The 24440-nt window shown below is 52.4% G+C and carries 25 protein-coding genes and 1 rRNA gene (1 of these 26 running past the window's edge); 4 read left to right on the forward strand and 22 right to left on the reverse strand.

Annotation, left to right across the window (positions count from 1 at the left end; genetic code table 11):
• Positions 1-15, reverse strand: a 16S ribosomal RNA gene (locus JYB84_RS18230); it reaches 1528 nt to the left of the window's first position.
• A gap of 489 nt (positions 16-504) precedes the next feature.
• Positions 505-1929 (reverse strand): cytochrome c oxidase accessory protein CcoG, encoded by a 1425-nt coding sequence (ccoG, locus tag JYB84_RS18235; protein ID WP_207321416.1) that lies wholly within the window; start codon positions 1927-1929, stop codon positions 505-507.
• An 89-nt stretch (positions 1930-2018) separates the two neighbouring features.
• Here ccoG and JYB84_RS18240 point away from each other — a divergent pair, with 89 nt between their 5' ends.
• The 3 genes from JYB84_RS18240 to JYB84_RS18250 all read left to right on the forward strand — a co-directional run bounded on the left by JYB84_RS18240 (position 2019) and on the right by JYB84_RS18250 (position 3717).
• A complete protein-coding gene (locus JYB84_RS18240; RefSeq protein WP_207321417.1) occupies positions 2019-2369 on the forward strand; it encodes a hypothetical protein in 351 nt (116 codons plus the stop codon).
• Between the two features lie 89 nt (positions 2370-2458).
• Entirely contained in the window at positions 2459-3361 is a 903-nt protein-coding gene (locus tag JYB84_RS18245) for a 1,4-dihydroxy-2-naphthoyl-CoA synthase (RefSeq protein ID WP_207321418.1), read from the forward strand.
• A gap of 158 nt (positions 3362-3519) precedes the next feature.
• Positions 3520-3717, forward strand: coding sequence for a DUF2061 domain-containing protein (locus tag JYB84_RS18250; protein WP_207321419.1), 198 nt, complete (start codon positions 3520-3522; stop codon positions 3715-3717).
• 77 nt (positions 3718-3794) lie between these two features.
• Here the strand turns inward: JYB84_RS18250 and JYB84_RS18255 are convergent, their stop codons facing one another.
• The 19 genes from JYB84_RS18255 to mioC all read right to left on the reverse strand — a co-directional run bounded on the left by JYB84_RS18255 (position 3795) and on the right by mioC (position 22363).
• Positions 3795-4667, reverse strand: coding sequence for a DUF1996 domain-containing protein (locus JYB84_RS18255; RefSeq protein ID WP_207321420.1), 873 nt, complete (start codon positions 4665-4667; stop codon positions 3795-3797).
• Positions 4668-4709: 42 nt separating this feature from the next.
• The gene (locus JYB84_RS18260; RefSeq protein ID WP_207321421.1) at positions 4710-5213 is read right to left on the reverse strand and encodes a hypothetical protein; all 504 of its coding nucleotides are present in this window, start codon (positions 5211-5213) and stop codon (positions 4710-4712) included.
• A gap of 390 nt (positions 5214-5603) precedes the next feature.
• Complete coding sequence (glmS, locus tag JYB84_RS18265; protein WP_207321422.1) at positions 5604-7433, reverse strand: glutamine--fructose-6-phosphate transaminase (isomerizing); 1830 nt, start codon at positions 7431-7433, stop codon at positions 5604-5606.
• A 31-nt stretch (positions 7434-7464) separates the two neighbouring features.
• Entirely contained in the window at positions 7465-8223 is a 759-nt protein-coding gene (locus JYB84_RS18270) for a DeoR/GlpR family DNA-binding transcription regulator (protein WP_207321423.1), read from the reverse strand.
• Positions 8224-8376: 153 nt separating this feature from the next.
• On the reverse strand, positions 8377-9741 hold the full coding sequence (glmU, locus tag JYB84_RS18275; protein ID WP_207321424.1) for a bifunctional UDP-N-acetylglucosamine diphosphorylase/glucosamine-1-phosphate N-acetyltransferase GlmU: 1365 nt from the start codon (positions 9739-9741) through the stop codon (positions 8377-8379).
• Between the two features lie 209 nt (positions 9742-9950).
• A complete protein-coding gene (locus tag JYB84_RS18280; RefSeq protein WP_207321425.1) occupies positions 9951-10376 on the reverse strand; it encodes a F0F1 ATP synthase subunit epsilon in 426 nt (141 codons plus the stop codon).
• Between the two features lie 35 nt (positions 10377-10411).
• On the reverse strand, positions 10412-11800 hold the full coding sequence (atpD, locus tag JYB84_RS18285) for a F0F1 ATP synthase subunit beta (RefSeq protein ID WP_207321426.1): 1389 nt from the start codon (positions 11798-11800) through the stop codon (positions 10412-10414).
• 37 nt (positions 11801-11837) lie between these two features.
• Positions 11838-12698: a F0F1 ATP synthase subunit gamma gene (gene atpG, locus JYB84_RS18290; protein WP_207321427.1), complete on the reverse strand. Its 861-nt coding sequence runs from the start codon at positions 12696-12698 to the stop codon at positions 11838-11840.
• A 50-nt stretch (positions 12699-12748) separates the two neighbouring features.
• Complete coding sequence (gene atpA, locus JYB84_RS18295) at positions 12749-14290, reverse strand: F0F1 ATP synthase subunit alpha (protein WP_207321428.1); 1542 nt, start codon at positions 14288-14290, stop codon at positions 12749-12751.
• A 14-nt stretch (positions 14291-14304) separates the two neighbouring features.
• Positions 14305-14838, reverse strand: coding sequence for a F0F1 ATP synthase subunit delta (gene atpH, locus JYB84_RS18300; RefSeq protein WP_207321429.1), 534 nt, complete (start codon positions 14836-14838; stop codon positions 14305-14307).
• A gap of 15 nt (positions 14839-14853) precedes the next feature.
• Positions 14854-15324 (reverse strand): F0F1 ATP synthase subunit B, encoded by a 471-nt coding sequence (gene atpF / locus JYB84_RS18305; protein ID WP_207321430.1) that lies wholly within the window; start codon positions 15322-15324, stop codon positions 14854-14856.
• Positions 15325-15362: 38 nt separating this feature from the next.
• The gene (atpE, locus tag JYB84_RS18310; protein ID WP_011761755.1) at positions 15363-15614 is read right to left on the reverse strand and encodes a F0F1 ATP synthase subunit C; all 252 of its coding nucleotides are present in this window, start codon (positions 15612-15614) and stop codon (positions 15363-15365) included.
• 67 nt (positions 15615-15681) lie between these two features.
• Positions 15682-16476, reverse strand: coding sequence for a F0F1 ATP synthase subunit A (atpB, locus tag JYB84_RS18315; protein WP_207321431.1), 795 nt, complete (start codon positions 16474-16476; stop codon positions 15682-15684).
• Positions 16477-16488: 12 nt separating this feature from the next.
• Positions 16489-16872 (reverse strand): ATP synthase subunit I, encoded by a 384-nt coding sequence (locus JYB84_RS18320; RefSeq protein WP_207321432.1) that lies wholly within the window; start codon positions 16870-16872, stop codon positions 16489-16491.
• A 224-nt stretch (positions 16873-17096) separates the two neighbouring features.
• Positions 17097-17972, reverse strand: coding sequence for a ParB/RepB/Spo0J family partition protein (locus JYB84_RS18325; RefSeq protein ID WP_207321433.1), 876 nt, complete (start codon positions 17970-17972; stop codon positions 17097-17099).
• A 9-nt stretch (positions 17973-17981) separates the two neighbouring features.
• Positions 17982-18773 (reverse strand): ParA family protein, encoded by a 792-nt coding sequence (locus JYB84_RS18330; protein ID WP_207321434.1) that lies wholly within the window; start codon positions 18771-18773, stop codon positions 17982-17984.
• A gap of 97 nt (positions 18774-18870) precedes the next feature.
• Complete coding sequence (rsmG, locus tag JYB84_RS18335) at positions 18871-19491, reverse strand: 16S rRNA (guanine(527)-N(7))-methyltransferase RsmG (RefSeq protein WP_207321435.1); 621 nt, start codon at positions 19489-19491, stop codon at positions 18871-18873.
• A 100-nt stretch (positions 19492-19591) separates the two neighbouring features.
• Complete coding sequence (mnmG, locus tag JYB84_RS18340; RefSeq protein WP_207321436.1) at positions 19592-21481, reverse strand: tRNA uridine-5-carboxymethylaminomethyl(34) synthesis enzyme MnmG; 1890 nt, start codon at positions 21479-21481, stop codon at positions 19592-19594.
• A 441-nt stretch (positions 21482-21922) separates the two neighbouring features.
• A complete protein-coding gene (gene mioC, locus JYB84_RS18345; RefSeq protein WP_207323298.1) occupies positions 21923-22363 on the reverse strand; it encodes an FMN-binding protein MioC in 441 nt (146 codons plus the stop codon).
• A 110-nt stretch (positions 22364-22473) separates the two neighbouring features.
• Between mioC and JYB84_RS18350 the strand changes: the two genes are divergently transcribed.
• Complete coding sequence (locus JYB84_RS18350; protein WP_207321437.1) at positions 22474-23319, forward strand: endonuclease/exonuclease/phosphatase family protein; 846 nt, start codon at positions 22474-22476, stop codon at positions 23317-23319.
• A gap of 108 nt (positions 23320-23427) precedes the next feature.
• Here the strand turns inward: JYB84_RS18350 and JYB84_RS18355 are convergent, their stop codons facing one another.
• Entirely contained in the window at positions 23428-24330 is a 903-nt protein-coding gene (locus tag JYB84_RS18355; RefSeq protein ID WP_207321438.1) for a LysR family transcriptional regulator, read from the reverse strand.
• Positions 24331-24440 lie beyond the last annotated feature (110 nt).

Here is a 24440-nt window from a genome sequence, read left to right on the forward strand (position 1 = left end):
CAAACTCTTCAATTAAAAGTTTTGGTGTTTGACTTGCGCCAAACTGCTCAATGAATTCTGTCGATTTTGCAACTGTAAACAGTCGCAAACTGCATGTTTGCATGGACATCATTCACTGATGAATATCGTTGTCGATGTCATCAGCTCTGCGAGTGTCCACACAGATTTGCTTGTCTTAATAACTTGTTAAAGAACGGTGCCGCTTGGGCATCCCACCGAGTTCTCAGCGGGTCAGGGCTGCGTATTCTACAGAACCCCGTTTTCGCGTCAAGCAGTTTTTGCAAACTTTTTTCGACGCTGCCGGAGCTTCACTCCGACCACTTTCACCTGCCGCCGCGCCTTGCGCTGCCTGCCGTGTCAGTGGATGCGCATTATAGGCGGCCGCACTTTTTACGCAAGGGCTTTTTTGCAGAAAACTGGCAGTTCCGAGTCGTACGTTCAATTCATGAACGAAAAGCACAAAAAAGGGGCATTTAGCCCCTTTTTTACAACACCCAGCCCCTGTTAAGGTCCAAAGAAGCGGGTTTCCTGCCTGGTCTCAACCTTGGCGTCATCCAGGCTGACTATCCTGATACTGATATCCGTCATGGTGCCGGACAGATTGACCGGGTCTACCGCAACACTGATGGGCAAGGTCATCACCTCACCGGCCTCTACGGTAACCTGTTGTTCACCATACCAACGGTAATCATTCAAACCTTCCACGCTCAGTTGATAGTTATGCTTTTGCTCTGTCTTATTGAGGATCTTTAAGGTAAAGGTGTTTTCAATCAGTCCCTGATTATTTTCCCGGTAAAGGGCATTACGATCCCTGATAACGTCGATTCGCAATGGTGAAATGGTGGCGGCAGCATAGATGAATACCAGTATCATTATGCTCAGTACGACGCCATAGCCCACCAGCTTGGGTCTCATGACCTTTTCTTGCTTGCCTTCAAGCTTGCTTTCGGTGGTGTAATTGATAAGACCTCTTGGATACCCCATGCGGTCCATGGTCTGATCGCACGCATCTATACAGGCACCACAGTTGATGCATTCGTACTGCAACCCGTTCCTGATATCTATACCGGTAGGACAGACCTGCACACAGAGATCGCAGTCGATACAGTCACCCAACCCAAGCTCCTTGGGATCGGCCTTACGTGAACGAGGTCCCCGGGTTTCGCCACGTTTGACGTCGTATCCCACTATATAGGTGTTCTTATCGAACATGGCCGCCTGGAACCTGGCGTAGGGACACATGTGGATGCACATGATTTCCCGCATCCAGCCGGCATTGCCATAGGTAGCGAAGGTAAAGAAGATAACCCAGAAGTAGACGGCGCCACTGGCATTGAGTGTCAGAACATCGGGATAGACCTCCCTTGATGGCACAAAATAGGACACGAAAGTCATGGCGGTAATAAAAGAGATTAACAACCAGGCACTGTGCTTGGCTGTCTTACGCCACACCTTATCAAAGTCCCAGGGCATCTGGTCCATCTTGATGCGCTTATTACGGGGACCTTCAAGCTTTTCTTCAAACCAAATAAAGATAAAAGTCCACACGGTTTGCGGGCAGGTATAGCCACACCAAACCCGGCCCAAGTAGGTGGTCACAAAAAACAAGGCAAAAGCGGCTATCATGAATAGCGCCGCCAACAAGGTCAGATCCTGGGGCCAGATGGTCAGGCCAAATACGTGAAACTTTTGCTCAGCCAAATTAAACCAGACGGCTTGCCGGTTCCCCCAGGGTAACCAGGGCAACACCAGAAAAAACGCCATGGCCACCCAACCCAGTCTGCGCCTGAGTCTGGTCCACAAACCATCCACTGCCCGCACATAAATCTGGTTGCGGGGGTTAAAACGATCGGCTTTGGAAGCATCAGGCTGATGAATCTTGATTCTTTCGGCCTTGGAATAATCCTTTTGCTTAGATTCCTTATTCATATCTACAGCCTTTACTGCTTTATCATTGCTTACAAACTGGCATATTATACTCTCAATGTACCGCCTTAATCACTCGAATGGATCACAAGATGAAAGGATGGATAATCCTGGCGCTGGTCGCCGGAGGTCTTTATTACCTGTACACAGAGACAGATAAGCTGGATAAGCCGATAGCCCAAACCGAAGAAGTTTTAAAAAAAATCGAGCGCAAGCTGGATGCCATGACCGGGACCAGAATAATTCGTGTCGACAGGAATGTAGCCCAACTTAAAAGCGAGTTAGCCAGTCGGTTTACCCCATCAGAACTGAGTGAATTCAATAGCGTTCTGTCCAATAGGGACACGCTGGAAGACTTCAAAGAAGAGTACTGTGGCTCTTCAAATGCCACCCATCCGATTTTCAGTAACGATAATTTGCTGTATTTGTGCGATCACCTGTAATAAAGACAATTTTCTCTGGCAAATAATTGCTCCTTTAGGCTACAACACCAAAGCCGTAGTTCTATTTTTGGCCAGCATCAGGTAAGCCTATGACCAAACAAATTTCTGATATTTTTGACCCGGAGCTCTGGGCTCCCGTCGAAGGTTTTCAATTTGAAGACATCACCTACCACAGGGCCAAAGATCAGGGTACCGTTCGCATTGCGTTTAATCGTCCCGATTGCCTTAACGCCTTCAGGCCCAAAACAGTAGACGAGCTCTATACCGCCCTGGATCACGCCAGGCAATGGTCAGATGTAGGTTGCGTACTGCTGACAGGTAACGGTCCGTCGGCCAAGGGACAATACTCCTTCTCCTCCGGCGGCGATCAGCGTATTCGCGGCAAAGACGGTTATAAATACGAAGGTGCCGAACCCGGCAGTGCCGATGTGGCACGGATGGGGCGCTTACATATCCTCGAAGTACAACGACTGATCCGTTTTATGCCCAAGGTAGTGATAGCCGTTGTCCCCGGTTGGGCCGTAGGTGGTGGCCACAGTCTGCATGTAGTGTGCGATCTGACCCTGGCTTCCAAAGAACATGCGGTCTTCAAGCAGACCGATCCGGACGTGGCAAGCTTTGACTCTGGCTACGGCAGTGCTTATCTCGCCAAAATGGTGGGGCAAAAACGGGCCCGGGAAATATTTTTCCTTGGCTTCAATTACAGTGCCGAGGAGGCTGTCGCCATGGGCATGGTGAATCGCGCCATCCCCCATGCCGAGCTGGAAATCGAAGCGCTGCGCTGGGCCAAGGAGATCAACTCAAAATCCCCAACCGCCATGCGCATGCTCAAATACGGCTTTAACCTGCCGGACGATGGCTTGGTGGGTCAACAACTGTTTGCCGGTGAGGCCACCCGTCTGGCCTATGGCACGGATGAGGCCCGTGAGGGACGGGATGCCTTTCTCGAAAAACGGGATCAGGATTATTCCCGCTTCCCCTGGCACTATTGATTGTCGAACTCTTTAATCAGAGCCACAAAAAGACGCAGCTTAAGGCTGCGTCTTTTGTCTTAATCGGCTGCCTCGTTTACCTCAATTGAACAATTCTACTTTACATGCAAATGATAACTATTGTCATCTATATCAAATCATCAATTGGGGATGCCACTATGTTAAAGACCATGACCTTTGCCATGCTGCACTTTGGTGTGGCCTTCAGCATCACTTATTTGCTCACCGGCAGCCTGCTTATCGGTGGCGCCGTTGCCCTGATTGAGCCGACGATTAATACCGTGGTGTTTTACTTCCATGAAAAAGTCTGGAAGCGGATAGAATCCAACAGGGCTGTATTAAAACAACCTGGCTAAATGTTCGATAAATTTGGCAAGCTTTTAGCAAAGCCTATTAACCGACCACAACGCAAGAATCTCAACTGTATCCAGGGTCAGTATCCCAATCCCATATTAATAACAGCAGCCTCCGATTGGGTGCCGGGACGAGTACCAGATAAGCGAAATCCATTGGCCAAGTTCCCATCATGGCAATCCAGCCTTTGTTGTATGCACTCCTTAAGCACTGTCTCCAACACTTCCGGATGCCAAGCATTAAACCAATCACCATGTAAAGACATTCCCCCCGGCGTGAACGGCGTAACCTCATATCTGTCTGAGGCTAAACGCCAGCCTCTGCTGCTGTTGGTCTCGGGGTCGGAGACTTCGGGTTTGACACCAAAAGCATAATGAAAACTGACCCTAATAATCGGCACCGGATGGCTTGCGGGGCAAACACTGCCCTGCGGGCCACCGGTATTGATAGGATATGCAAGGTGACTCTTGTGATCATAGGAGTCGAGATCCACGCCATTCCAGCAACTGGGGAAAAAGATATCCATCCTCAATCTATCCGGTTCCCGGCATTCGGGGATTCCGGTGCTCCAACGGGGATTACCAGCATCAGTGGACTCCCATGACTGACAATGCCAGCGAACAACAGCACTGTCCTGCTCATTGCCGGGTTGCGCCATATGATTGCCGGCAATCATCTTCAATCCCAGAGGAATAGTTTGAATGGACTCAAGATCATCAACCCCTGCCGAATAATAAAATATCTCATGTGCCTCTTCGTCATTACCAACCACTGCGGGAACCACGTGCCAGGCAGGCTCCCCTTGCGCATCAAGCATTCGCTCTCCGGTTTGCAAGTCATAGCTTGGTGCCAGCAGCGCCGGGATCCAATAAGAGGAGCGATTGAGCTCGTTGCCCTGACAACTGGATTCCCCGCTTGTCAGCAGCGATGTTGTATCGGTGTTTTCATCCACCAGCGTATTGCCATAGAAGCGATGTAAGTGTCCTGCATTGGCTTATCCGGGAAAGACTATCGGATCGTTGTAACCGGCGTGGGCAAAATCACAATTGATTCTGAAAATGCCGCGCCAACTGTCTTCTGCAGCCAATGTTGGCTGTACCTCGGTCGCCACCAAATCAGCGTGCACACCGGTACCAGAACCACCAGAGAAGACACTGCTGACACGCCATTGTGCAATAGCAACCTCGCTCCGCTTGCCATTGATATCCAAGCTCCAAACAGACAATTGATGCTCCTGCGGGCTCAATGGATATAGAAATAACGGACTGGAACAATCGGTAACATGGCCCCCGTCGAGTTGACACTCAAAGTTCACGGCATCGTCGGCAACAAACTCAAACTTTGCGAAAGCCTCCTGGGTGACTGACTCAGGTTTTATTTTGAAGGTCGGAGCCGCCGGTGATGCTGAATCCAATGAAGGCGGATTATCCTCTGATGACCCGCAAGCGCTCAGCGTGAGGGTAAGAACACTAATAAAGACAAACAGTGACTTATTCATGATCTATCCCCGCTTACAATGCCAGTGACCGCCATGCTGCCGACAAGGTTTTCCAGCAGCAGGCCTCGAATGGATAATTAAGATATCGGGCGCATCGTGTTCTACCACTATGTCAACATCGGAATAAAAGCGCTTTGGTTGTGGATGGGAATGCTGTGCACACCCCATCAACAAAAGGGAAAAGAGGCCCATTAACCCCAAATACTTGCCAGCCATAGGATCCACCATTCTGTGTCAAAAGGTTAACTGCATCTTAGTGGCTGGGATGTAAAGTTCCGTCAACCCTGTGCAAAGGTTGAGTAAAAGTGCACAAAGCTACGAATAAAGGCTGCGGATTAAGGTGGGCAAAAACAAAAACCTCCCCGAAGGGAGGTTTATTTTTTGCCCGTGTTATTCGACGGTCACCGACTTGGCAAGGTTACGTGGCTGATCCACATCCGTACCTTTAATCAGCGCCACATGGTAGGACAGCAACTGCAGTGGGATTGTGTAGATCAGCGGCGCCATAAACTCATCACAGTGGGGCACAGGGATCACCTTCATTGTGTCGTCGGACTGGAACTCGGCGTCCTTGTCGGCGAACACATACATCAAGCCACCGCGGGCGCGCACTTCCTCGACGTTGGATTTGAGTTTTTCCAACAGCTCGTTATTGGGCGCCACCACTATTACAGGCATATCGGCGTCGATCAGTGCCAGAGGGCCGTGCTTGAGTTCGCCCGAGGCATAGGCTTCAGCATGGATATAGGAGATCTCTTTAAGCTTGAGCGCACCTTCCATGGCGATGGGATATTGATCTCCACGACCGAGGAACAAAGCATGGTGCTTGTCGGCAAAGTCTTCCGCCAATTGGGCAATGGCATCATCCAGCCCCAGGGCCTGTTCCACCTTGGCCGGCATGGATTGCAAACTTTGAGCTATGGCCGCTTGCAGTTCAGGGCTCATGCCATTGTGACGACCGAGCACTGCGGTCAACATCAGTAAACCCGCCAGCTGCACGGTGAAGGCCTTGGTGGAAGCTACACCGATTTCGGCACCGGCCTTCATCATGTAGGCCATATCCGATTCACGTACCAGAGAAGAACCCGGCGCATTGCAGATGGTCAGGGTCGCCTTATAACCCATTTCCTTGGCCAGACGCATGGCCGCCAGGGTGTCGGCGGTTTCACCGGACTGGGAAATGGTCACCAGCAGGCTGTTGGGGAACAGGTGCGACTTGCGATAACGGAACTCGGAGGCGATTTCCACATTACAGGATACTCCGGCCCACTGTTCCAGCCAGTAACGGGCGGCCATACCCGCATGGTAACTGGTACCACAGGCGATGATCTGCACGTGCTTGATATCTTTCAGGAAGGTTTCTGCCTTCTCGCCAAAGGCGCTGTCCAGCACCTGACGATTGGCGATGCGCCCTTCGAGGGTCCGGGTCAATGCCAACGGCTGCTCGTAGATTTCCTTCAGCATATAGTGGCGGTATTCGCCCTTATCACCGGCATCATGGGTGATTTCCGATTCCTTGGCTTCGCGCTCAACCGGATTACCCAAGCTGTCGAAAATACTGACCGAACGACGGGTCACTTCGGCCACATCCCCTTCTTCCAGGAAGGCGAAGGTGCGGGTCACGGGTAAGAGTGCCAGCTGATCCGAGGCTACAAAGTTTTCCCCCAGCCCAAAACCTATCACCAGCGGGCTGCCGCTGCGGGCCACCACCAGGCGCTCGGGATCGCGACGGTCGATGACCACAGTGCCGTAAGCACCTTCCAGCTGCTTAACCGTGGCCTGAACCGCCGCCAGCAGCGAGGTCGCGCTTTTCAGTTCATGATGTACCAGGTGGCAGATAACTTCGGTGTCGGTATCGGAGCTGAAGCTATAGCCCAGTCCCTTGAGCATCTCGCGCAGTTTGCCATGGTTTTCAATGATGCCGTTGTGCACCACAGCGATGTCGCCTTCGGACAGGTGTGGGTGGGCATTGCGCTCACTGGGTTCACCGTGGGTTGCCCAGCGGGTGTGTGCGATACCCGTGCCGCCGCTCAAGGGCTCAGCGGCCAGGGCCTCGGCCAGTTCCTGCACCTTGCCAACACGACGGGTGCGTTTGAGTTCACCGGCATGGATCAGTGCCATACCGGCCGAATCATACCCCCGGTATTCCAAACGACGCAGGCCTTCCAACAATATTTCTGCCACGTCCCTTTGCGCCACGGCGCCTACAATTCCACACATACTCGTTTTCCTGAATGATTAAGTCTAACCGTTAAATTTTTGCCAATATGACCCGCACGCCGTGGGCGCTGATGGTGTCTGCGGCCTTGGCCGGCAAGCGCTCATCTGTGACCAACACGCTGACCCGACTCCAGGGCAATTCCAGGTTGGGAATGCGCCGGCCCAGCTTGTCGGATTCCAGCATCACTATGACTTCCCGTGACACCTCGGCCATCAATTTACTGAGGCCGGTCAATTCGTTGAAGGTGGTGGTACCGCGTTCAAGGTCGATACCATCGGCACCGATAAACAACTGATCGAAATCGTATGAGCGCAACACCTGTTCGGCCACCAGCCCTTGAAAGCTTTCGGAATGGGGATCCCAGGTCCCCCCTGTCATCAGCAGGGTTGGCTCGTTTTCCAATTCGTTGATGGCATTGGCCAGCTGCAGCGAATTGGTCATCACCACCAGACCGCGCTTGTTGCCAAGCTCAGGGATGAGTCCCAGGGTGGTGCTGCCGTAATCAATGATGATGCGATTGTGATCGCGGATAAGGGCCGCAGCCTCGCGGGCTATGGCCTGTTTGGCCGGAGAACTGGCGCGCTGTTGGGTAATTTCCTGTGGAACCGGAACCGCACCACCATAACGCCTGAGCAAAAGCCCCGCCTTTTCCAGAGTGGCCAGATCTTTGCGTATGGTTACTTCCGACGTTTCAAAACGGGCAGCCAATTCGTCCACATGCAATTCTCCCCGCTCGTTGAGCAAGGAGATAATGGCGTGGCGTCTTTGTTGGGTGTTGCGTTTTGTCATCCGTTCTTTCGCTTAAGTTTCGAAACGAAAGAAATTATATACAAACGAAACAGGAATACCAGTCAAACAGGATAAAATTCTGTTCCGGTATATGGACACCCCGAGAGGAAAGCACAAATGAAAAGCGACGCCTTGGCGTCGCTTTTCTATCGGTTATTTAGGCTTCTTCACCGGCCGCTGCCAACCTTCTATATGGCGTTGCTTCACCCGGGTGATCACCAGCTCATTCTCACCCACTTCCCGGGTAATGGTAGAACCGGCACCCAGGGTCGCGCCCTTGCGGATCACCACGGGAGCCACCAGCTGGGTATCGCTGCCGACAAACACGTCATCTTCGATGACGGTCAAGTGCTTGTTGGCACCATCGTAGTTACAGGTGATGGTTCCGGCGCCTATGTTTACCCCTTTACCTATTTCGGCATCGCCGAGATAGGCCAGGTGTCCGGCCTTGGAGCCTTCGCCCAATACCGCCTTTTTCATCTCAACGAAGTTACCTATGTGAGCATCTTTATGCAGCTCGGCGCCGGGACGCAACCGTGCAAATGGGCCTGCGCTGGCAGCATCGCCGAGCTTGGCGCCTTCGATGATACTGTAGGGTTTGATTTCGGCGTTGTCGGCAATGTCACAGTCGATAAGAATGGCGCCGGCACCAATAGTGACGTTATTACCAAGCTTGACCTTGCCTTCGAAGATCACGTTGACGTCTATCATCACGTCCATACCCACGCTGATATCACCGCGGATATCGATGCGAGCCGGATCCCGCAGATTGGCGCCGGCAAGCATCAGCTCCTCGGCGCGGCGGGCCTGATAGGCACGCTCCAGCGCGGCCAGCTGTACCCTGTTGTTGGCGCCTTCGGTCTCTATGGGGTTGGCAGGATGGGCGGTATCTATGGCGACGCCATCGGCGTGGGCCATGGCAATAATATCGGTCAGGTAAAACTCGCCCTGGGCGTTGTTGTTACCCAGTCTGCCTAACCAGATTTTCAACTGTTTGCCCGGCACGGCCATGATGCCACTGTTGATCTCGGTGATCTTAAGCTGCTCAGCACTGGCATCTTTCTGCTCGACTATGCCAACGACCTTGCCACCTTCACGCACCATGCGGCCATAGCCGGTGGGATTGTCCAGATGCACGGTCAGCACTGCCACCCCGTCAGGTTGACGTGCTGACAACAGGGCTTCGAGGGTTTCTTTGCGGGTGAGCGGCACATCGCCGTAGAGCACCAGCACAGTGTCATTATCATCAATGTGTGGAATGGCCTGGGCCACGGCATGGCCTGTACCCAGTTGCTCGGCCTGGAGCACAAAGTTCAGCGGCTGCTCACCGAGTTTGGTTCTCAGGAGCTCTCCGCCATAACCGTACACCAGATTGATCTTGTCGGCGTTGAGCTCACGGGCCGTGTCTATCACGTGCTGCACCATGGGCTTATGGGCAACGCTGTGCAATACCTTGGGCAAATCCGAACGCATCCGGGTACCTTTCCCGGCGGCGAGAATAACAACATTGAGTGACATGCAGGTTTCCTTCTCACTAAGCTGGCGCAAGTGTACCTGAGACAAGGAAAAAAATCAGTCATTCAGAAGCAGCACTCTGTCTCGAAGGTTGTCTACATCAAGCCATAGAACTGGTTGCAGTAAATAGAGTTGCATGCAGCCATCGGCATACCGCTAAAAGCAGCAATAAAAAAGGCGCCCTGAGGGCGCCTTTTTTGGACACATTCACCTTATCTGGCAATGTTCTTCTTGATGGTTTCAACCACGCGCAGTTGCGCGATGGCCTTGGCCAGCTCAATGGCGGCTGCGGCATAGTTGAAATCGGCACCAGCGTCAGCCATGTGGGCTTCCGCACGGCGTTTGGCTTCCAGAGCCGCCTGTTCATCAATGTCTTCGGCACGCAAAGCCACATCAGCCAACACAGACACAGAATTGGGTTGTACTTCCAGCAGACCGCCGGACAGGTAAAACACCTCTTCTTTACCATGCTGCTTAACGATGCGCACCATGCCAGGTTTGATAAAGGTCAGCAGCGGGGCGTGACCGGGCATGATACCCAGTTCACCTTCACCACCGGTCACTTGCAGATGTTCTACCAGACCGGAAAAAATGCGTGTTTCCGCGCTTACGATATCAAGATGTACTGTCATGGCCATAGCGTTCTCCATTTAAGACTCAGGCTGGGGCCCGATTACTTTTTGTTGGCTTTCTCAACGGCTTCGTCGATAGAACCAACCATGTAGAACGCCTGCTCTGGAATGTGGTCAAACTCACCTTCCAGAATACCCTTGAAGCCACGAATGGTGTCTTTCAGGGATACGTACTTACCAGGTGAACCGGTGAACACTTCCGCAACGTGGAATGGCTGGGACAGGAAACGCTCGATCTTACGGGCGCGTGACACAGTCATCTTGTCGTCGTCAGACAGTTCGTCCATACCCAGGATGGCGATGATGTCCTTCAGCTCTTTGTAACGCTGCAGAACGTTCTGTACGCCGTTGGCCACATCGTAGTGCTCCTGGCCAACAACCAGAGGATCCAACTGACGAGAGGTGGAATCCAGTGGGTCAACCGCTGGGTAAATACCCAGAGAAGCGATTTGACGTGACAGTACCACGGTCGCATCCAAGTGGGCGAAGGTGGTGGCTGGGCTTGGGTCGGTCAAGTCGTCCGCAGGTACGTATACGGCCTGTACCGAGGTGATAGAACCAGTCTTGGTTGAAGTGATACGCTCTTGCAGAACGCCCATCTCTTCAGCCAGAGTAGGCTGGTAACCCACGGCAGAAGGCATACGACCCAACAGGGCTGATACTTCAGTACCGGCCAGGGTGTAACGGTAGATGTTGTCTACGAACAACAGTACGTCTTTACCCTCGTCACGGAACTTCTCGGCCATGGTCAGACCGGTCAGTGCCACACGCAGACGGTTTCCTGGTGGCTCGTTCATCTGACCGTACACCATGGCTACCTTGTCCAGAACGCCTGATTCTTCCATCTCGTAGTAGAAGTCGTTACCTTCACGGGTACGCTCACCTACACCGGCGAATACAGACAGACCTGAGTGGGCCTTGGCGATGTTGTTGATCAGTTCCATCATGTTAACTGTCTTACCAACGCCCGCACCACCGAACAGACCTACTTTACCACCCTTGGCGAATGGACATACCAGGTCGATAACCTTGATACCGGTTTCCAGCAGTTCTGTAGTGTTCGATTGATCTTCGTATGAAGGGGCTGCACGGTGGATGATATAACGCTCATCTTCACCGATTGGGCCCGCTTCATCCACAGGCTCACCCAGAACGTTCATGATACGGCCCAGTGTGGCCTTACCAACAGGAACGGAAATAGGTGCACCTGAGTTTACAACCTCGATACCACGACGCAGACCATCTGAAGAACCCATGGCGATGGTACGAACCACACCGCCACCGAGCTGTTGCTGAACTTCCAGCACCAGACCGTTACAGGTGCCTTCACCTGTGATCTTCAGAGCGTCATATACCTGAGGTACGGCATCTTGTGGAAACTCTACGTCCACAACCGCGCCAATTACTTGGACAACAGTACCTGTGCTCATGATTAATCCTCTAAAACTTGTATTCGTTACCTAAGCCTTAAACCGCTGCGGCGCCTGACACAATTTCCGACAGTTCCTGCGTAATCGCAGCCTGACGGGCCTTGTTGTACACCAGTTGCAGATCGTCGATCAGGGTACCGGCGTTGTCGGTCGCGGCCTTCATCGCCACCATACGGGCAGCTTGTTCGGACGCGATGTTTTCCACAACACCTTGGTACACCTGGGATTCCACATAACGTACCAGCAAGGTTTCCAAAAGGTCTTTCGGATCCTGCTCGTAGATGTAGTCCCAGTGATGAGCGACGTCATCGCTTTCGGATTTTGGCAAAGGTAGCAGCTGCTCGATCACGGGCGTCTGGGTCATGGTGTTCACAAACTTGTTGAATACCACGTACAGACGATCCAGCTTGCCTTCGTTGTAAGCCTGCAGCATCACGCGTACGGTCCCGATCAGGTCAGCGAGCTTGGGAGCATCGCCAAGACCTGAGGCGTGGGCCGATACCTGACCGCCAAAGGCTTTGAAAAACTGTACAGAGCGGGCACCGATTGGGCAGAACTCTACCTCAGCGCCTTGCTGTTTCCAGTTTTTCACGTCTGCAACAACCCGCTTGAACAGGTTGACGTTCAGACCACCACAAAGGCCACGGTCTGAGGCTACTACTATGTAGCCCACCCGTTTGGCCTCTCTCACCTCCAGGTAGGGGTGTTTGTATTCGAGAGAACCCAGGGCAACGTGACCGATCACCTTACGCATGCTTTCCGCGTATGGACGGCTGGCAGCCATGCGATCCTGCGCCTTGCGCATTTTGCTGGCGGCCACCATTTCCATGGCGGACGTGATCTTCTGAGTGTTTTTCACACTCGCGATCTTGGTTTTAATCTCTTTTGCGCCGGCCATCTCTACTCTCCAATCTGGACCTGAGGTGCCTTAAGACACCTCGATGATTTTTACCAGGTTTGGGTTGCCACGAACTTGTCGAGGCCAGCCTTCAGTTCAGCTTCGATCTCGGCATTGTAGTCGCCGGTATCGTTGATGAGCTTCATCAGGTTGGCATGCTCGGAGTTCATGAACGAGAGCAGAGCGGCTTCGAAGTCACCGATCTTCTTCAGCTCAACGCCCTTCAGGTAGCCTTTCTCAGCTGCGAAAATAGACACAGACTGTGCAGCTACGCTCATAGGAGCATATTGCTTTTGCTTCATCAGCTCGGTTACTCGCTCACCGTGCTCCAGCTGGGCACGGGTTGCATCGTCCAGATCAGATGCAAACTGAGAGAACGCAGCAAGCTCACGATACTGTGCCAGTGCGGTACGGATACCACCGGACAGTTTCTTGATGATCTTGGTCTGAGCTGCACCACCCACACGGGATACCGAAATACCTGGGTTAACCGCTGGACGCAGGCCAGAGTTGAACAGGTTGGTTTCCAGGAAGATCTGACCGTCGGTAATAGAAATTACGTTGGTCGGTACGAACGCAGATACGTCACCGGCTTGGGTTTCGATGATAGGCAGAGCGGTCAAAGAACCAGTCTTGCCGGTCACGGCACCCTTGGTGAACTTCTCAACGTACTCTTCGTTCACGCGGGAAGCACGTTCCAGCAGACGAGAGTGCAAATAGAATACGTCACCTGGGTAAGCTTCACGTCCTGGTGGACGCTTCAGCAGCAACGAGATCTGACGGTAAGCAACAGCTTGCTTGGACAGGTCATCGTATACAATCAGAGCATCTTCACCGCGGTCGCGGAAGTATTCACCCATGGTACAACCAGAATATGGCGCCAGGTATTGCAGAGCAGCAGCTTCAGAAGCGGTTGCTACAACAACTATGGTGTTGGCCAGAGCGCCGTGCTCTTCCAGCTTGCGCACTACGTTGGCGATGGTAGAAGCCTTCTGGCCTACAGCCACGTACACACACTTGATGCCGGAATCTTTCTGGTTGATGATGGCGTCGATAGCCATCGCAGTTTTACCGGTCTGACGGTCACCGATGATCAGCTCACGCTGGCCACGGCCGATAGGGATCATGGCGTCTACGGCTTTGTAACCAGTTTGTACTGGCTGTGATACCGACTTACGCTCAATAACACCTGGAGCAATCATTTCAACAGGAGCGAAACCATCGTTGTCGATGGGGCCCTTGCCGTCGATTGGCTCACCCATGGTATTAACCACGCGACCCAGCAGACCACGACCTACTGGCACTTCCAGAATACGGCCAGTGGTCTTAACTTTTACGCCCTCAGCCAGATCGGCATAAGGACCCATTACTACAGCACCGACAGAATCACGTTCAAGGTTCAACGCGATTGCAAAACGGTTGCCAGGCAGTTCGATCATCTCACCTTGCATCACATCGGCCAGGCCGTGGATACGGATGATGCCGTCACTTACCGCAACGATAGTACCTTCGTTACGGGCTTCACTGACGATGTCGAACTGCTCGATCCGCTGCTTAATCAGATCGCTGATTTCAGTGGAATTCAGTTGCATGCTCAAACTCCCAATTACGACTGCAGCTTATCAGACAGGCGGGCCAGTTTACCGCGGACAGAGCCGTCGATGACCAGATCACCAGCCTTGATAATTACACCGGCGATCAGGCCGGCATCGATGCTGCAATTCAGCTTAACTTTGCGTGCGAGACGTTTCTCAAGAGAAACACTAATCTGCTGTTGTTGCTCAGAGCTCAGCTCGGATGCGGAAACCACGTCGGCCTCAACTTCCTTCGCCCACTCATTGCGGTACTCAGCGAAAAGCTGAGATACAGCAGGCAGTACCTCCAAGCGACCGTTTTCAGCCATTACCTTGATAAGGTTTTGACCGTGCTCATTGATTTGCTCACCACAAACATCGATAAAGAGTTTGGCGAGTTTCGCGCTGGCCAAAGAGCCAGCGAGCAGTGGGCGCATGGTGTCGTTTTCACTGACCAGTGCGGCAAAGCTCAGCATTTCTGCCCAGCTGTCCACGGCTTGTTTTTCAATGGCAAAGTCAAAAGCTGCCTTTGCGTAAGGACGAGCAATGGTGGTTAACTCAGCCATAACTCCACTCCCTTATCAAATTTCAGCGACAAGCTTCGCAACTATGTCACTGTGTGCGGCTTCATCAATCGAACGCTCAAGGATCTTCTCGGCACCGGCAAGGGCAAGAGCCGCGACCTGCTTACGCAGTTCCTCTTTCACGCGATTACGTTCAGCTTCAATTTCTGCTTTACCCTGAGCGATGATTTTTGCACGCTCAGCGTCTGCTTCGGCTTTTGCTTCTTCAACGATTTGAGATTTGCGCTTGTTGGCAGACTCAATGATTTCGTTGGCTGTCGCCTTAGCTTCTTTCAGTTGTTCAGTAGCTTTCGCCTGAGCCAACTCCAGGTCTTTTGCTGCGCGGTCTGCATGTGCAAGCCCGTCAGCAATCCTTTTTTGGCGCTCTTCGATGGCATTCATCAAAGGCGGCCATACATACTTCATGCAGAACCACACGAAGATCATAAAGGCGACCGTCTGACCGAGTAGGGTAGCGTTGATATTCACAACAGCCTCCTATTTAGAGTTAAGACAGAAGCGGTTGGTTACAGCATTGCACCCAGAGGGTTAGTAAACAGCATGTACAGTGCAATACCTACACCAATCATGGTTACGGCGTCGAGCAGACCGGCAACGATGAACATTTTAACTTGCAGCATAGGAGCCATTTCTGGTTGACGCGCAGCGCCTTCCAGGAACTTGCCACCCAAAAGACCGAAACCGATAGCGGTACCCAGTGCACCCATACCAATCAGCAGAGCAACAGCGATTGCAGTAAAGCCCAGAATAGTTTCCATCTGTATCTCCAGTATCTAAATCTAAATTAGTTGATGATTTAGTTTAAAAAAATTTCTTCAGCAATCCTTAATGATCTTCATGGGCCATGCTGAGATATACGATTGTCAGCATCATGAAGATAAACGCTTGCAGCGTGATAACCAGAATATGGAAGATCAGCCAGCCCAGTTGCAGGGTTACACCCAGGGAGGCAATCGCCCAGTTGGCACCATACATCAGCGCAATAAGGATGAAGATCAACTCACCCGCATACAGGTTACCGAATAGACGCAGAGCCAATGAAATTGGCTTGGCGATCAGGGTAACTGACTCGAGCAGGAGGTTGACGGGTATCATTGCCCAGTGGTTAAACGGCTGTAGCGTCAGTTCCTTCACAAAACCAGACACTCCCTTGACCTTGATGCTGTAGAAAATAATCAGCACAAACACACCCAGCGCGAGACTGAAGGTGATGTTCAGGTCAGTTGTCGGAACCACTTTCAGGTTGTGTACGCCAACCAGGGCAGCTGCGTGAGGCAGCCAGTCCACGGGCAGCATATCCATGAAGTTCATCATGAATACCCAAACGAAAATGGTCAGAGCGAGAGGAGCGATCAGGGCATTGCGACCGTGGAATGTTTCTTTAACGCTGGTATCAACGAACTCGACGATCATCTCGATAAAGCATTGCAGCTTACCGGGAACGCCAGTGGTCGCCTTTTTGCCAACGCTGCGGAAAATCCCCAGAACCAACAGACCAAGACCTACCGAAAAGAGCAACGAATCAATATGCCATGTCCAGAACCCTTCACCAGCCGTGAGGTTGGTAAGGTGATGCTGGATATAGCCCTGCGGTGTTAACGCTTCACCAGGTGCAGCCATGATTCATCCCACTTAACTTTGCTTGAAGTATAAAGGCGCTGTCCAATGCGCGAGCAAGCCCAGTGCATAGCAAACAAAAAGCGGCATAAAGACGACTTTAAGATTGATAAACACCAGAGAAAACAAGGCAATGGTTAACAGCAACTTTACCGCTTCCCCCCAGTAAAAGGTCTTGAGAACCTTTCCTGCTGAACTTGCTCCCGAGTGGGAAAAAGCGAGGGTTGCGAATACAAAATTAGGGAGCACTGCAATGACCGCCCCTGCCAAAGCAGAATAGCCATACTGCGCTCCCCACACGGCGAAAAAGAGAACTGAAGCACCCCCAGCCACCGCCGCCTGCATCATCACCAATTTATAGGCAGACCACCGGCCACGACGTGCTAAAACCTTACTCAATTCGTCTTCTCCGCATAAGGACTTTTTGTTTCGATGACCGGACAACAAATGCCCGAACAAACTCAAGGTACAAAAAGCTTGCGAAAGTATACCCGTTCAGGCCTTCATTGCAACTTTGGGATACTGAAAATCGTGACTTTTAACAGCATCTTCGACCAAAAGACTAAAAAGTTAAGATTAACATTTGTTACTAATTTACACGAAAATCCATTAACCGAATTAAATCAGCGAATTCTACTAAGAATACCGTCCAATTCAGCGAGATTTTGGTAATTAATTACAATCTTGCCCTTACCTTTGGCACCGTGAGCTATGGCCACTTTAGCACCGAGTCTTTCAATCAACTCACGCTCCAAACGCTCAACATCGTGATCTTTTACCTGCTTTTCAGGCTCTTTGGGCGGATTTAAGGTTCTATTAATCAATCGTTCAGTTTCCCGAACGGTTAATTCCTTGGCGGCCACATAACGGGCCAGGTTGGTCTGCTCTTCACCTTCGATGGCCAGCAGGGCACGGGCATGGCCCATGTCGATGTCGCCATACTCCAGCAAGCGTTTGACCGGCTCATTGAGACTGTTGAGCCGGAGGAGGTTGGATACCGTCGCCCGGGATTTTCCCACAGCATCGGCAATTTGTTGGTGAGTCAGTTCAAATTCTTCAATCAAACGGTTAAGGGCAATCGCCTCTTCCATGGCATTGAGGTCTTCGCGCTGAATGTTTTCAATCAGGGCAATGGCCACCGCAGATTCGTCCGGCACCTGCTTTACCAGACAGGGGACCTTGTCGAGGCGCGCCAGCTGCGATGCGCGCCAACGGCGTTCACCGGCAATGATCTCATACTTAGTATCGGAAACCTTGCGCACCACTATGGGCTGAATGATGCCCTGGGCGCGGATGGATTCGGCCAGTTCTTCCAGGGCTTCGGGCGACATGTCTTTACGGGGCTGATATTTGCCGGGCTGCAACAGGTCCAGATCCAGATGGATAAGCTCTTCCTGTTCAGGGCGGCTTTCCTGCAGATCCAGTCGCTTGCTCGCGGCATGGCTGGTGCTGAGCAGCGCCTCCAGTCCCTTGCCCAAACCCCGTTTTTTAACTGTCATTGTTAATCCTTACGCCTGTTTTGCCTGACTCACGTGTTGCTCGGCGCGGCGGATGATTTCTCCCGCCAACGCCAGATATGCTTTGGCGCCGGCACTGGATTTATCGTAATACATGGCCGGGGCACCAAAGCTGGGGGCTTCTGCCAGGCGAATATTACGGGGGATCACAGTGCGGTACACCTTCTCGCCAAAATGCTGCTTGAGCTGATCGGACACATCGTTGGCCAATCGATTGCGAGGATCGTACATGGTACGCAAAATTCCCTCGATGCCAAGTCCCGGATTTACCATGGCGCCCAACTTGCCTATGGTATCTATCAGGGCGGTCAGTCCCTCAAGGGCAAAGTATTCACACTGCATCGGCACCAGCACCGAGTCCGCCGCCGACATGGCATTCACGGTCAACATGTTCAGAGAAGGCGGGCAATCGATAAAGATGTAATCGTACTGATCGCGGATCGGCGCTATGGCATTGCGCAGGCGAACTTCGCGGGCGAAAAACTCCATCAACTTGATTTCGGCGGCGGTCACATCGCCGTTACCGGCGATCAGATCGTACTTGCCAGCGGTATCACGGATCACCACCTCGGCAAAGGGCTTTTCCTCTACCAGCAGCTCATAGGCTGTGCTCTCGGCATCGTACTTGTCTATGCCGCTGCCCATGGTGGCATTGCCCTGGGGATCGAGATCTATCAGCAATACCTTGCGTTTGGTCGCTGCCAGAGAGGCCGCCAAATTGATACAAGTTGTTGTTTTTCCAACGCCACCTTTTTGGTTGGCGACTGCAATCACTTTACCCACAATCTCGTCCTGTTGTTGTAATGTTGCTGCTTCAGCGGCCAGTGCCTGTCACAAGTTGCTTGATGTCAGACCGAATTGCAACTCGGTACACCCGGGTTCAGACCTTGGTCAATTTCAACAGATGACGCTGCTCATCCAATCCCGGAACCTGAAGTTCAATGCATTCCAATAACTTGAACCCCTCGGGTATGGCCTGCATTTCGTCTTCGGCCAATTGCCCCTTGAGGGCATAAAAACAGCCACCCTCGTTTGGCAGATGAGCACACCAGCTGAGCATGTCGGCTACAGCTGCAAAGGCCCGGCTGAGTACGCCATCAAAACCCTGTACCGGCTGATACAGCTCCACCCGGCTTTCCACCGAGCTGATGTTGTTGATGCCCAGTTCAAAAGCCACCTGTTTCTGGAAGCGAATACGCTTGCCCAGACTGTCGAGCAGCACAAACTGCTTGTCCGGATTCAGTATCGCCAGCGGGATCCCCGGTAAACCTGGACCGGTTCCCACATCGATAAAGCGTTCGCCCTGCAAATGGGGCGAAACCACCAGACTGTCGAGTACATGGCGCACCAGCATCTGTTGCGGATCCCTGACCGAGGTCAGGTTATAGGCCTTGTTCCACTTGTGCAGCATGCCAACAAAATCCAACAATTTTTGTTGTTGTTCAGCACTGGCCTGCAGGCCGGCCTGCTTCAGGCCCGAGGCCAATATTTCCGATAACACAGACGGTCACTCCAAGGGAAAATCAGGATGGGGGCTATTATGAAGCCCGCTAAAGACTAAGGGAAGCCTCAATGCTTCCCTCAGTTCCATGGTGCGGCGCTCAGGCGCTCTTGCGCAGCAAACCGCGTTTTTTCAGGTGCACCAGCAGGATCGATATGGCGGCCGGTGTCACCCCGGAGATCCGCGATGCCTGACCTATGGTTTCCGGCTTGTGGGCATTGAGCTTGGCGATCACCTCGTTGGACAGGCCGGGAACTTCCTTGTAGTCCAGTTCCAGCGGCAATCCGGTATTTTCATTGCGTTCGGCCTTGGCAATTTCATCCTGTTGACGCTGGATATAACCGGCATATTTAACCTGGATCTGTACCTGCTCGGCCGCCAGCGGATCAGCCAATCCCGGACCAAATCCTTCGATAGCCATCAGCTTGTCGTAATCCATTTCGGGGCGACGCAGCAGATCTTCAAAGGACGCCTCCCTGGAAATCGGGGTATTGAGATGCGGATTCAGGGCATTCACCAGCGGTGAATTCACATGGATCCACTGACTGCGCAGCCGTTGCAGCTCGGTTTCAATGGCTTCACGCTTTTCATTGAATCTGGCCCAGCGATAATCATCCACCAGCCCCAGCTCACGGCCCTTCTCGGTCAAGCGCAGATCGGCATTGTCCTCACGCAGCAGCAGCCGGTATTCGGCACGGCTGGTGAACATGCGGTAGGGTTCCTTGGTGCCCAGGGTCGACAGGTCGTCCACCAGCACCCCCAGGTAAGCCTGATCACGGCGGGGAGCCCAGGCCTCTTTACCCTGAACCTGCAATGCGGCGTTCAAACCGGCGAGCAGCCCCTGGGCACCGGCTTCTTCGTAACCCGTGGTGCCGTTGATTTGTCCCGCGAAGAACAAGCCGGAAATATTCTTGGTTTCCAATGAGTTTTTAAGATCACGCGGATCAAAATAATCATACTCAATGGCGTAGCCGGGGCGAATGATCTCCGCATGTTCCATCCCTTGAATGGAACGCACCAGATTCAGCTGCACATCGAAAGGCAAGCTGGTGGATATGCCGTTGGGGTAGATCTCGTTGGTGTTCAGGCCCTCTGGCTCGATAAAGATCTGATGAGAGCTCTTGTCGGCAAACCTGTGGATCTTGTCCTCAATGGAAGGGCAATACCTGGGACCCACACCTTCGATAACGCCGGAATACATTGGGCTTCTGTCCAAACCGCCACGAATAATCTCGTGGGTTTGCTCATTGGTGTGGGTGATAAAGCAGGATATCTGCCTGGGGTGCTGGCTCACATCACCGATGAAAGACATTACCGGCAGAGGATCATCGCCCTTTTGCTCGGTCATCTTTGAAAAATCAATGGTATTGGCATCAATTCTGGGTGGAGTCCCGGTTTTCAATCTGCCGATACGTATGGGCAATTCACGCAAACGATCCGCCAGGGCGATCGATGGCGGATCGCCGGCACGGCCTCCGCTGTAATTTTGCAGACCAATGTGGATCTTACCGCTCAAAAAGGTGCCGGCAGTCAACACCACAGTCGGTGCCTCAAAGGCCAGTCCCATCTGGGTTACAGCTCCAACCACACGGTCATTTTCAACCACTATGTCATCCACGGCCTGCTGGAAAATACGCAGATTAGGCTGGTTTTGCAGTATTTGTTGGATCTTCTGCCGGTACAGTGCCCTGTCGGCCTGGGCTCGGGTTGCCCTGACCGCTGGGCCCTTGCTGGAGTTGAGGGTACGGAACTGGATCCCGGCGAAATCGGTGGCAATTGCCATGGCGCCACCCAGGGCATCGATCTCTTTCACCAGATGCCCTTTACCTATACCGCCGATGGCCGGGTTACAGGACATTTGTCCCAAGGTATCCACGTTATGGGTGAGTAACAGCGTCTTGCAGCCCATGCGTGCTGCGGCTAATGCGGCTTCTGTACCGGCATGCCCGCCACCGACCACAATGACATCAAACCTTTCATGAAAATGCATGGAGCTACCTATCAGGGAAAATGGAATCGATTACCAGCCGGACATTTTAGCATTAGCAGCTGTAGAGGTGAACGATCTATTTGGCTTGTCTGATCCGCAGGGGATCGCTAAATAGATCTTAAGATCTTTATATAGATCTCTTTATTATCTCTTACTATTAGGATCGCGATCTCTTGTGTGTAACTGTTTTTATATAGATAAAACAATAACTAGCACGATCTCGATCCTGTGATCTGTTGGCGATCTAACGTCCGTGAAGGTGTGGGTAGATCGCCATTTTATCCACAAGGTGGATCTTTGTACGGATCAGGTTGTGAGTAATGCAAAAGATGATCAGATTAAAATAATAGTTTATCCACAAACTTATCATTTAGAAATCTAAAATGTGGATATTATGGATCCTAACTGTGAGTAAGGTGGAATAAGATCCACCCATGGATCTCAAAGTTTTGCCAGCCAGCCATCCAACCAGGCCAGCGCAGGCTCTTCGGGCACAGGATCGCTTTGTACATCAATGCGGATCTTATCCACAAAGGGGCTGGCACCGGCATCGGTTAATAGATCGATCAGCTGCTCAGGTCCCTGACAAAAGGTGTCGTAACTTGAGTCACCTATGGCACACAGGGCAAAGCGAACCTTGCCCAGATCCGGCATGGCCAACAGCAGCTGTTTGGCAAAAGGCTGCAAATTATCGGGCAGATCGCCGGCACCGTGAGTGCTGGAAACGATCAGCCACAGGGCCTGTTCATCCAGGGACGCCAGATCCGGATCCAGATAAGTTTGGCATTGGTGGCCGGCCTCCGTCAGTTTGGCCATCAATTCATCGGCCACGTATTCACTGCCACCCAGGGTGGTGCCTACCAGTACTTCAATTTTCGCCATCATCAGTTCCTCAATAGAAAGTGGCCCCATATTAGCCCAATTTGGCCGCGAATTCGCCGTTGTCACTACTGTGCTAGCATCAAGTAAATGCCTATTAGCGGGAGGGCTGGGTGAAACGCTGGATTGCAATCATTCTGGTGGCGCTGGTAACCGTGCTCGCCTTGCTGAGACCCGAAATTGCCGGCGAATCCTTGCCGCGGACATCCTTTAACTCGGGTGAAGAGCAGGGCAACTGCATCAGGGCCGGTTCTGCACAAGGCAGCCTCGACAGGCGAGGGCAGTTGTCCCTGCTGGTGTGGAATATCCATAAACAGCAGGATGGCGCCTGGCCCGGGGCTTTGTGGTTTGACCCAGAGCCAAAGGCGGATCTGCTGTTGTTGCAGGAAGTTCGGGCCGAACCCGGACTGTTGTCGGCGCTTGAAGATCAACATTATACCTGGCAGTACATGGTTGCTTTTAAGTTGCGGGGTCAGGATTTTGGGGTGATGAGTGCCGCTCGCAGCAAGACATCTGTGGTTTGCGGCTGGCTGGCAACCGAGCCCTGGATTAGGGTACCCAAGTCGGCGCTGTTGAGCCTTTATCCCTTATCCAATGGACAGCAATTGCTGGCGCTCAATCTTCACGGCATCAATTTTGATTTTGGGTTAGCGGCCTGGCAGGCACAGATAGAAGAACTGATCAGCGCAAGTGCCGAACATCAGGGGCCGCTGATCTTCGCCGGAGATTTCAATTCCTGGGGCGATCGCCGCAGTGCCTGGCTCAGGCAAACCATGGCTGCTCTTGGGCTCAAGGAATTGAGTTTCAACCCGGATAACAGGGTATTGGGTTTCAATGCCCCGCTGGATCATCTTTTTTACCGCGATCTGCGCCTGGAAAGAGCTTATGCCCCGCCAAGCCCCTGGTCAGATCATGCGCCTTTATTGGCGACCTTCAGCCTGATCACTGAATCCGATTGAAGCCCACCTTTCTAAGTTTTTCTATTTTTGCTTCATGGCCTTGCATGACCAACTTCAGGGTTTGGGTTTACAGGTACAGGGTTGTGAAGGGCCGTTCGTATTGTGTTTCTATTCCCTTGGCGCGCTGTCCGGAACAATAGCATCGGAGTTCAACAAACTTTTGAGGATCGGCAAGTCCACATGCCTTTTGGCGGTAATGGCATAAAAGCTCTCGGTGACCGAATCCAGGGTGGCGTAATTTTTCAGAATACCGGCCTGAATCTCATCCTGAACCACCACCTCAGGCACCACAGCCACTGCGCCTGCGTCTCGGGCAAGCAGTCGCAGCATGGCCATATCATCCACTTCCGCATAAGGAGTTACGGACAGCCCATGCTGCTCGCAATACAGATCAAATTGAGTGCGAATATCGCTGTCGGGACCGGGTAACAGGAGCTTTACCCGGGTCAGATCCTGCGGAAAACGCAGGGTTGCAAATTCGCTGTCGCTGGGGCCGACCAAAAATACACCTTGCTGCGCGATCAGCTTGCAGCGCCAGGGGGTGGTGGAATCCGATGCGACGGGGCGGTTGGAGAGGATCAGATCCAATTTGTGTACCCGCAGCTGCTCCAGCAGGTCATCAAAATTGGACGATTTCAGCGCCAGCTTCACTTTATCCAGTCCTATCACCGGCCGCAGGAAGTTTTCCTGGAAGTTGCGGGAAAGCGTTGCCACTGCGCCAATCCGCAATTGCTGCACCCTTTGCTCGCCACTTTCCATCATGGAAAGTAACTCATTGCTCAGGTTGAAAATGCTTTCCGCGTATTCAAGCACCAAATGGCCTACATCCGTCAGCGACAGCGCACGTCCCTGGCGGTGGAACAGATCGTGTCCGAGCCGTCCTTCCAACTGCTTTATCTGAGACGATAACGCCGATTGGGACACATTGAGTTTTTGCGCGGCACGGGTCAAATGCCCTTCTTTGGCCACGGTCCAGAAATAGTGGAGATGATGAAAATTAAGGTTTCTCATGTGATTGTTCACATATAAAGAACGTTTTGTAAGTATATATCTATTTTACATCTGTTTCATGCTGCAGCAACAATAGGCTCCCGAAGTAGCACGCGTTGTAGAAAGGGATG

Origin of the sequence: Shewanella cyperi (assembly GCF_017354985.1) — a bacterium.
Taxonomy (GTDB): Bacteria; Pseudomonadota; Gammaproteobacteria; order Enterobacterales; family Shewanellaceae; genus Shewanella; species Shewanella cyperi.

Bases quoted from the DNA above. Each gene is read 5' to 3' on its own strand.
- mioC (WP_207323298.1), bottom strand. From the start codon at position 22,363: ATGGCGAAAATTGAAGTACTGGTAGGCACCACCCTGGGTGGCAGTGAA.
- atpA (WP_207321428.1), bottom strand. From the start codon at position 14,290: ATGCAACTGAATTCCACTGAAATCAGCGATCTGATTAAGCAGCGGATC.
- mnmG (WP_207321436.1), bottom strand. From the start codon at position 21,481: ATGCATTTTCATGAAAGGTTTGATGTCATTGTGGTCGGTGGCGGGCAT.
- JYB84_RS18270 (WP_207321423.1), bottom strand. From the start codon at position 8,223: ATGACAAAACGCAACACCCAACAAAGACGCCACGCCATTATCTCCTTG.
- JYB84_RS18280 (WP_207321425.1), bottom strand. From the start codon at position 10,376: ATGGCCATGACAGTACATCTTGATATCGTAAGCGCGGAAACACGCATT.
- glmS (WP_207321422.1), bottom strand. From the start codon at position 7,433: ATGTGTGGAATTGTAGGCGCCGTGGCGCAAAGGGACGTGGCAGAAATA.
- atpB (WP_207321431.1), bottom strand. From the start codon at position 16,476: ATGGCTGCACCTGGTGAAGCGTTAACACCGCAGGGCTATATCCAGCAT.
- JYB84_RS18355 (WP_207321438.1), bottom strand. From the start codon at position 24,330: ATGAGAAACCTTAATTTTCATCATCTCCACTATTTCTGGACCGTGGCC.
- JYB84_RS18260 (WP_207321421.1), bottom strand. From the start codon at position 5,213: ATGAATAAGTCACTGTTTGTCTTTATTAGTGTTCTTACCCTCACGCTG.
- atpE (WP_011761755.1), bottom strand. From the start codon at position 15,614: ATGGAAACTATTCTGGGCTTTACTGCAATCGCTGTTGCTCTGCTGATT.
- ccoG (WP_207321416.1), bottom strand. From the start codon at position 1,929: ATGAATAAGGAATCTAAGCAAAAGGATTATTCCAAGGCCGAAAGAATC.
- atpG (WP_207321427.1), bottom strand. From the start codon at position 12,698: ATGGCCGGCGCAAAAGAGATTAAAACCAAGATCGCGAGTGTGAAAAAC.
- atpH (WP_207321429.1), bottom strand. From the start codon at position 14,838: ATGGCTGAGTTAACCACCATTGCTCGTCCTTACGCAAAGGCAGCTTTT.
- atpD (WP_207321426.1), bottom strand. From the start codon at position 11,800: ATGAGCACAGGTACTGTTGTCCAAGTAATTGGCGCGGTTGTGGACGTA.
- JYB84_RS18325 (WP_207321433.1), bottom strand. From the start codon at position 17,972: ATGACAGTTAAAAAACGGGGTTTGGGCAAGGGACTGGAGGCGCTGCTC.
- JYB84_RS18250 (WP_207321419.1), top strand. From the start codon at position 3,520: ATGTTAAAGACCATGACCTTTGCCATGCTGCACTTTGGTGTGGCCTTC.
- glmU (WP_207321424.1), bottom strand. From the start codon at position 9,741: ATGTCACTCAATGTTGTTATTCTCGCCGCCGGGAAAGGTACCCGGATG.
- JYB84_RS18240 (WP_207321417.1), top strand. From the start codon at position 2,019: ATGAAAGGATGGATAATCCTGGCGCTGGTCGCCGGAGGTCTTTATTAC.
- JYB84_RS18245 (WP_207321418.1), top strand. From the start codon at position 2,459: ATGACCAAACAAATTTCTGATATTTTTGACCCGGAGCTCTGGGCTCCC.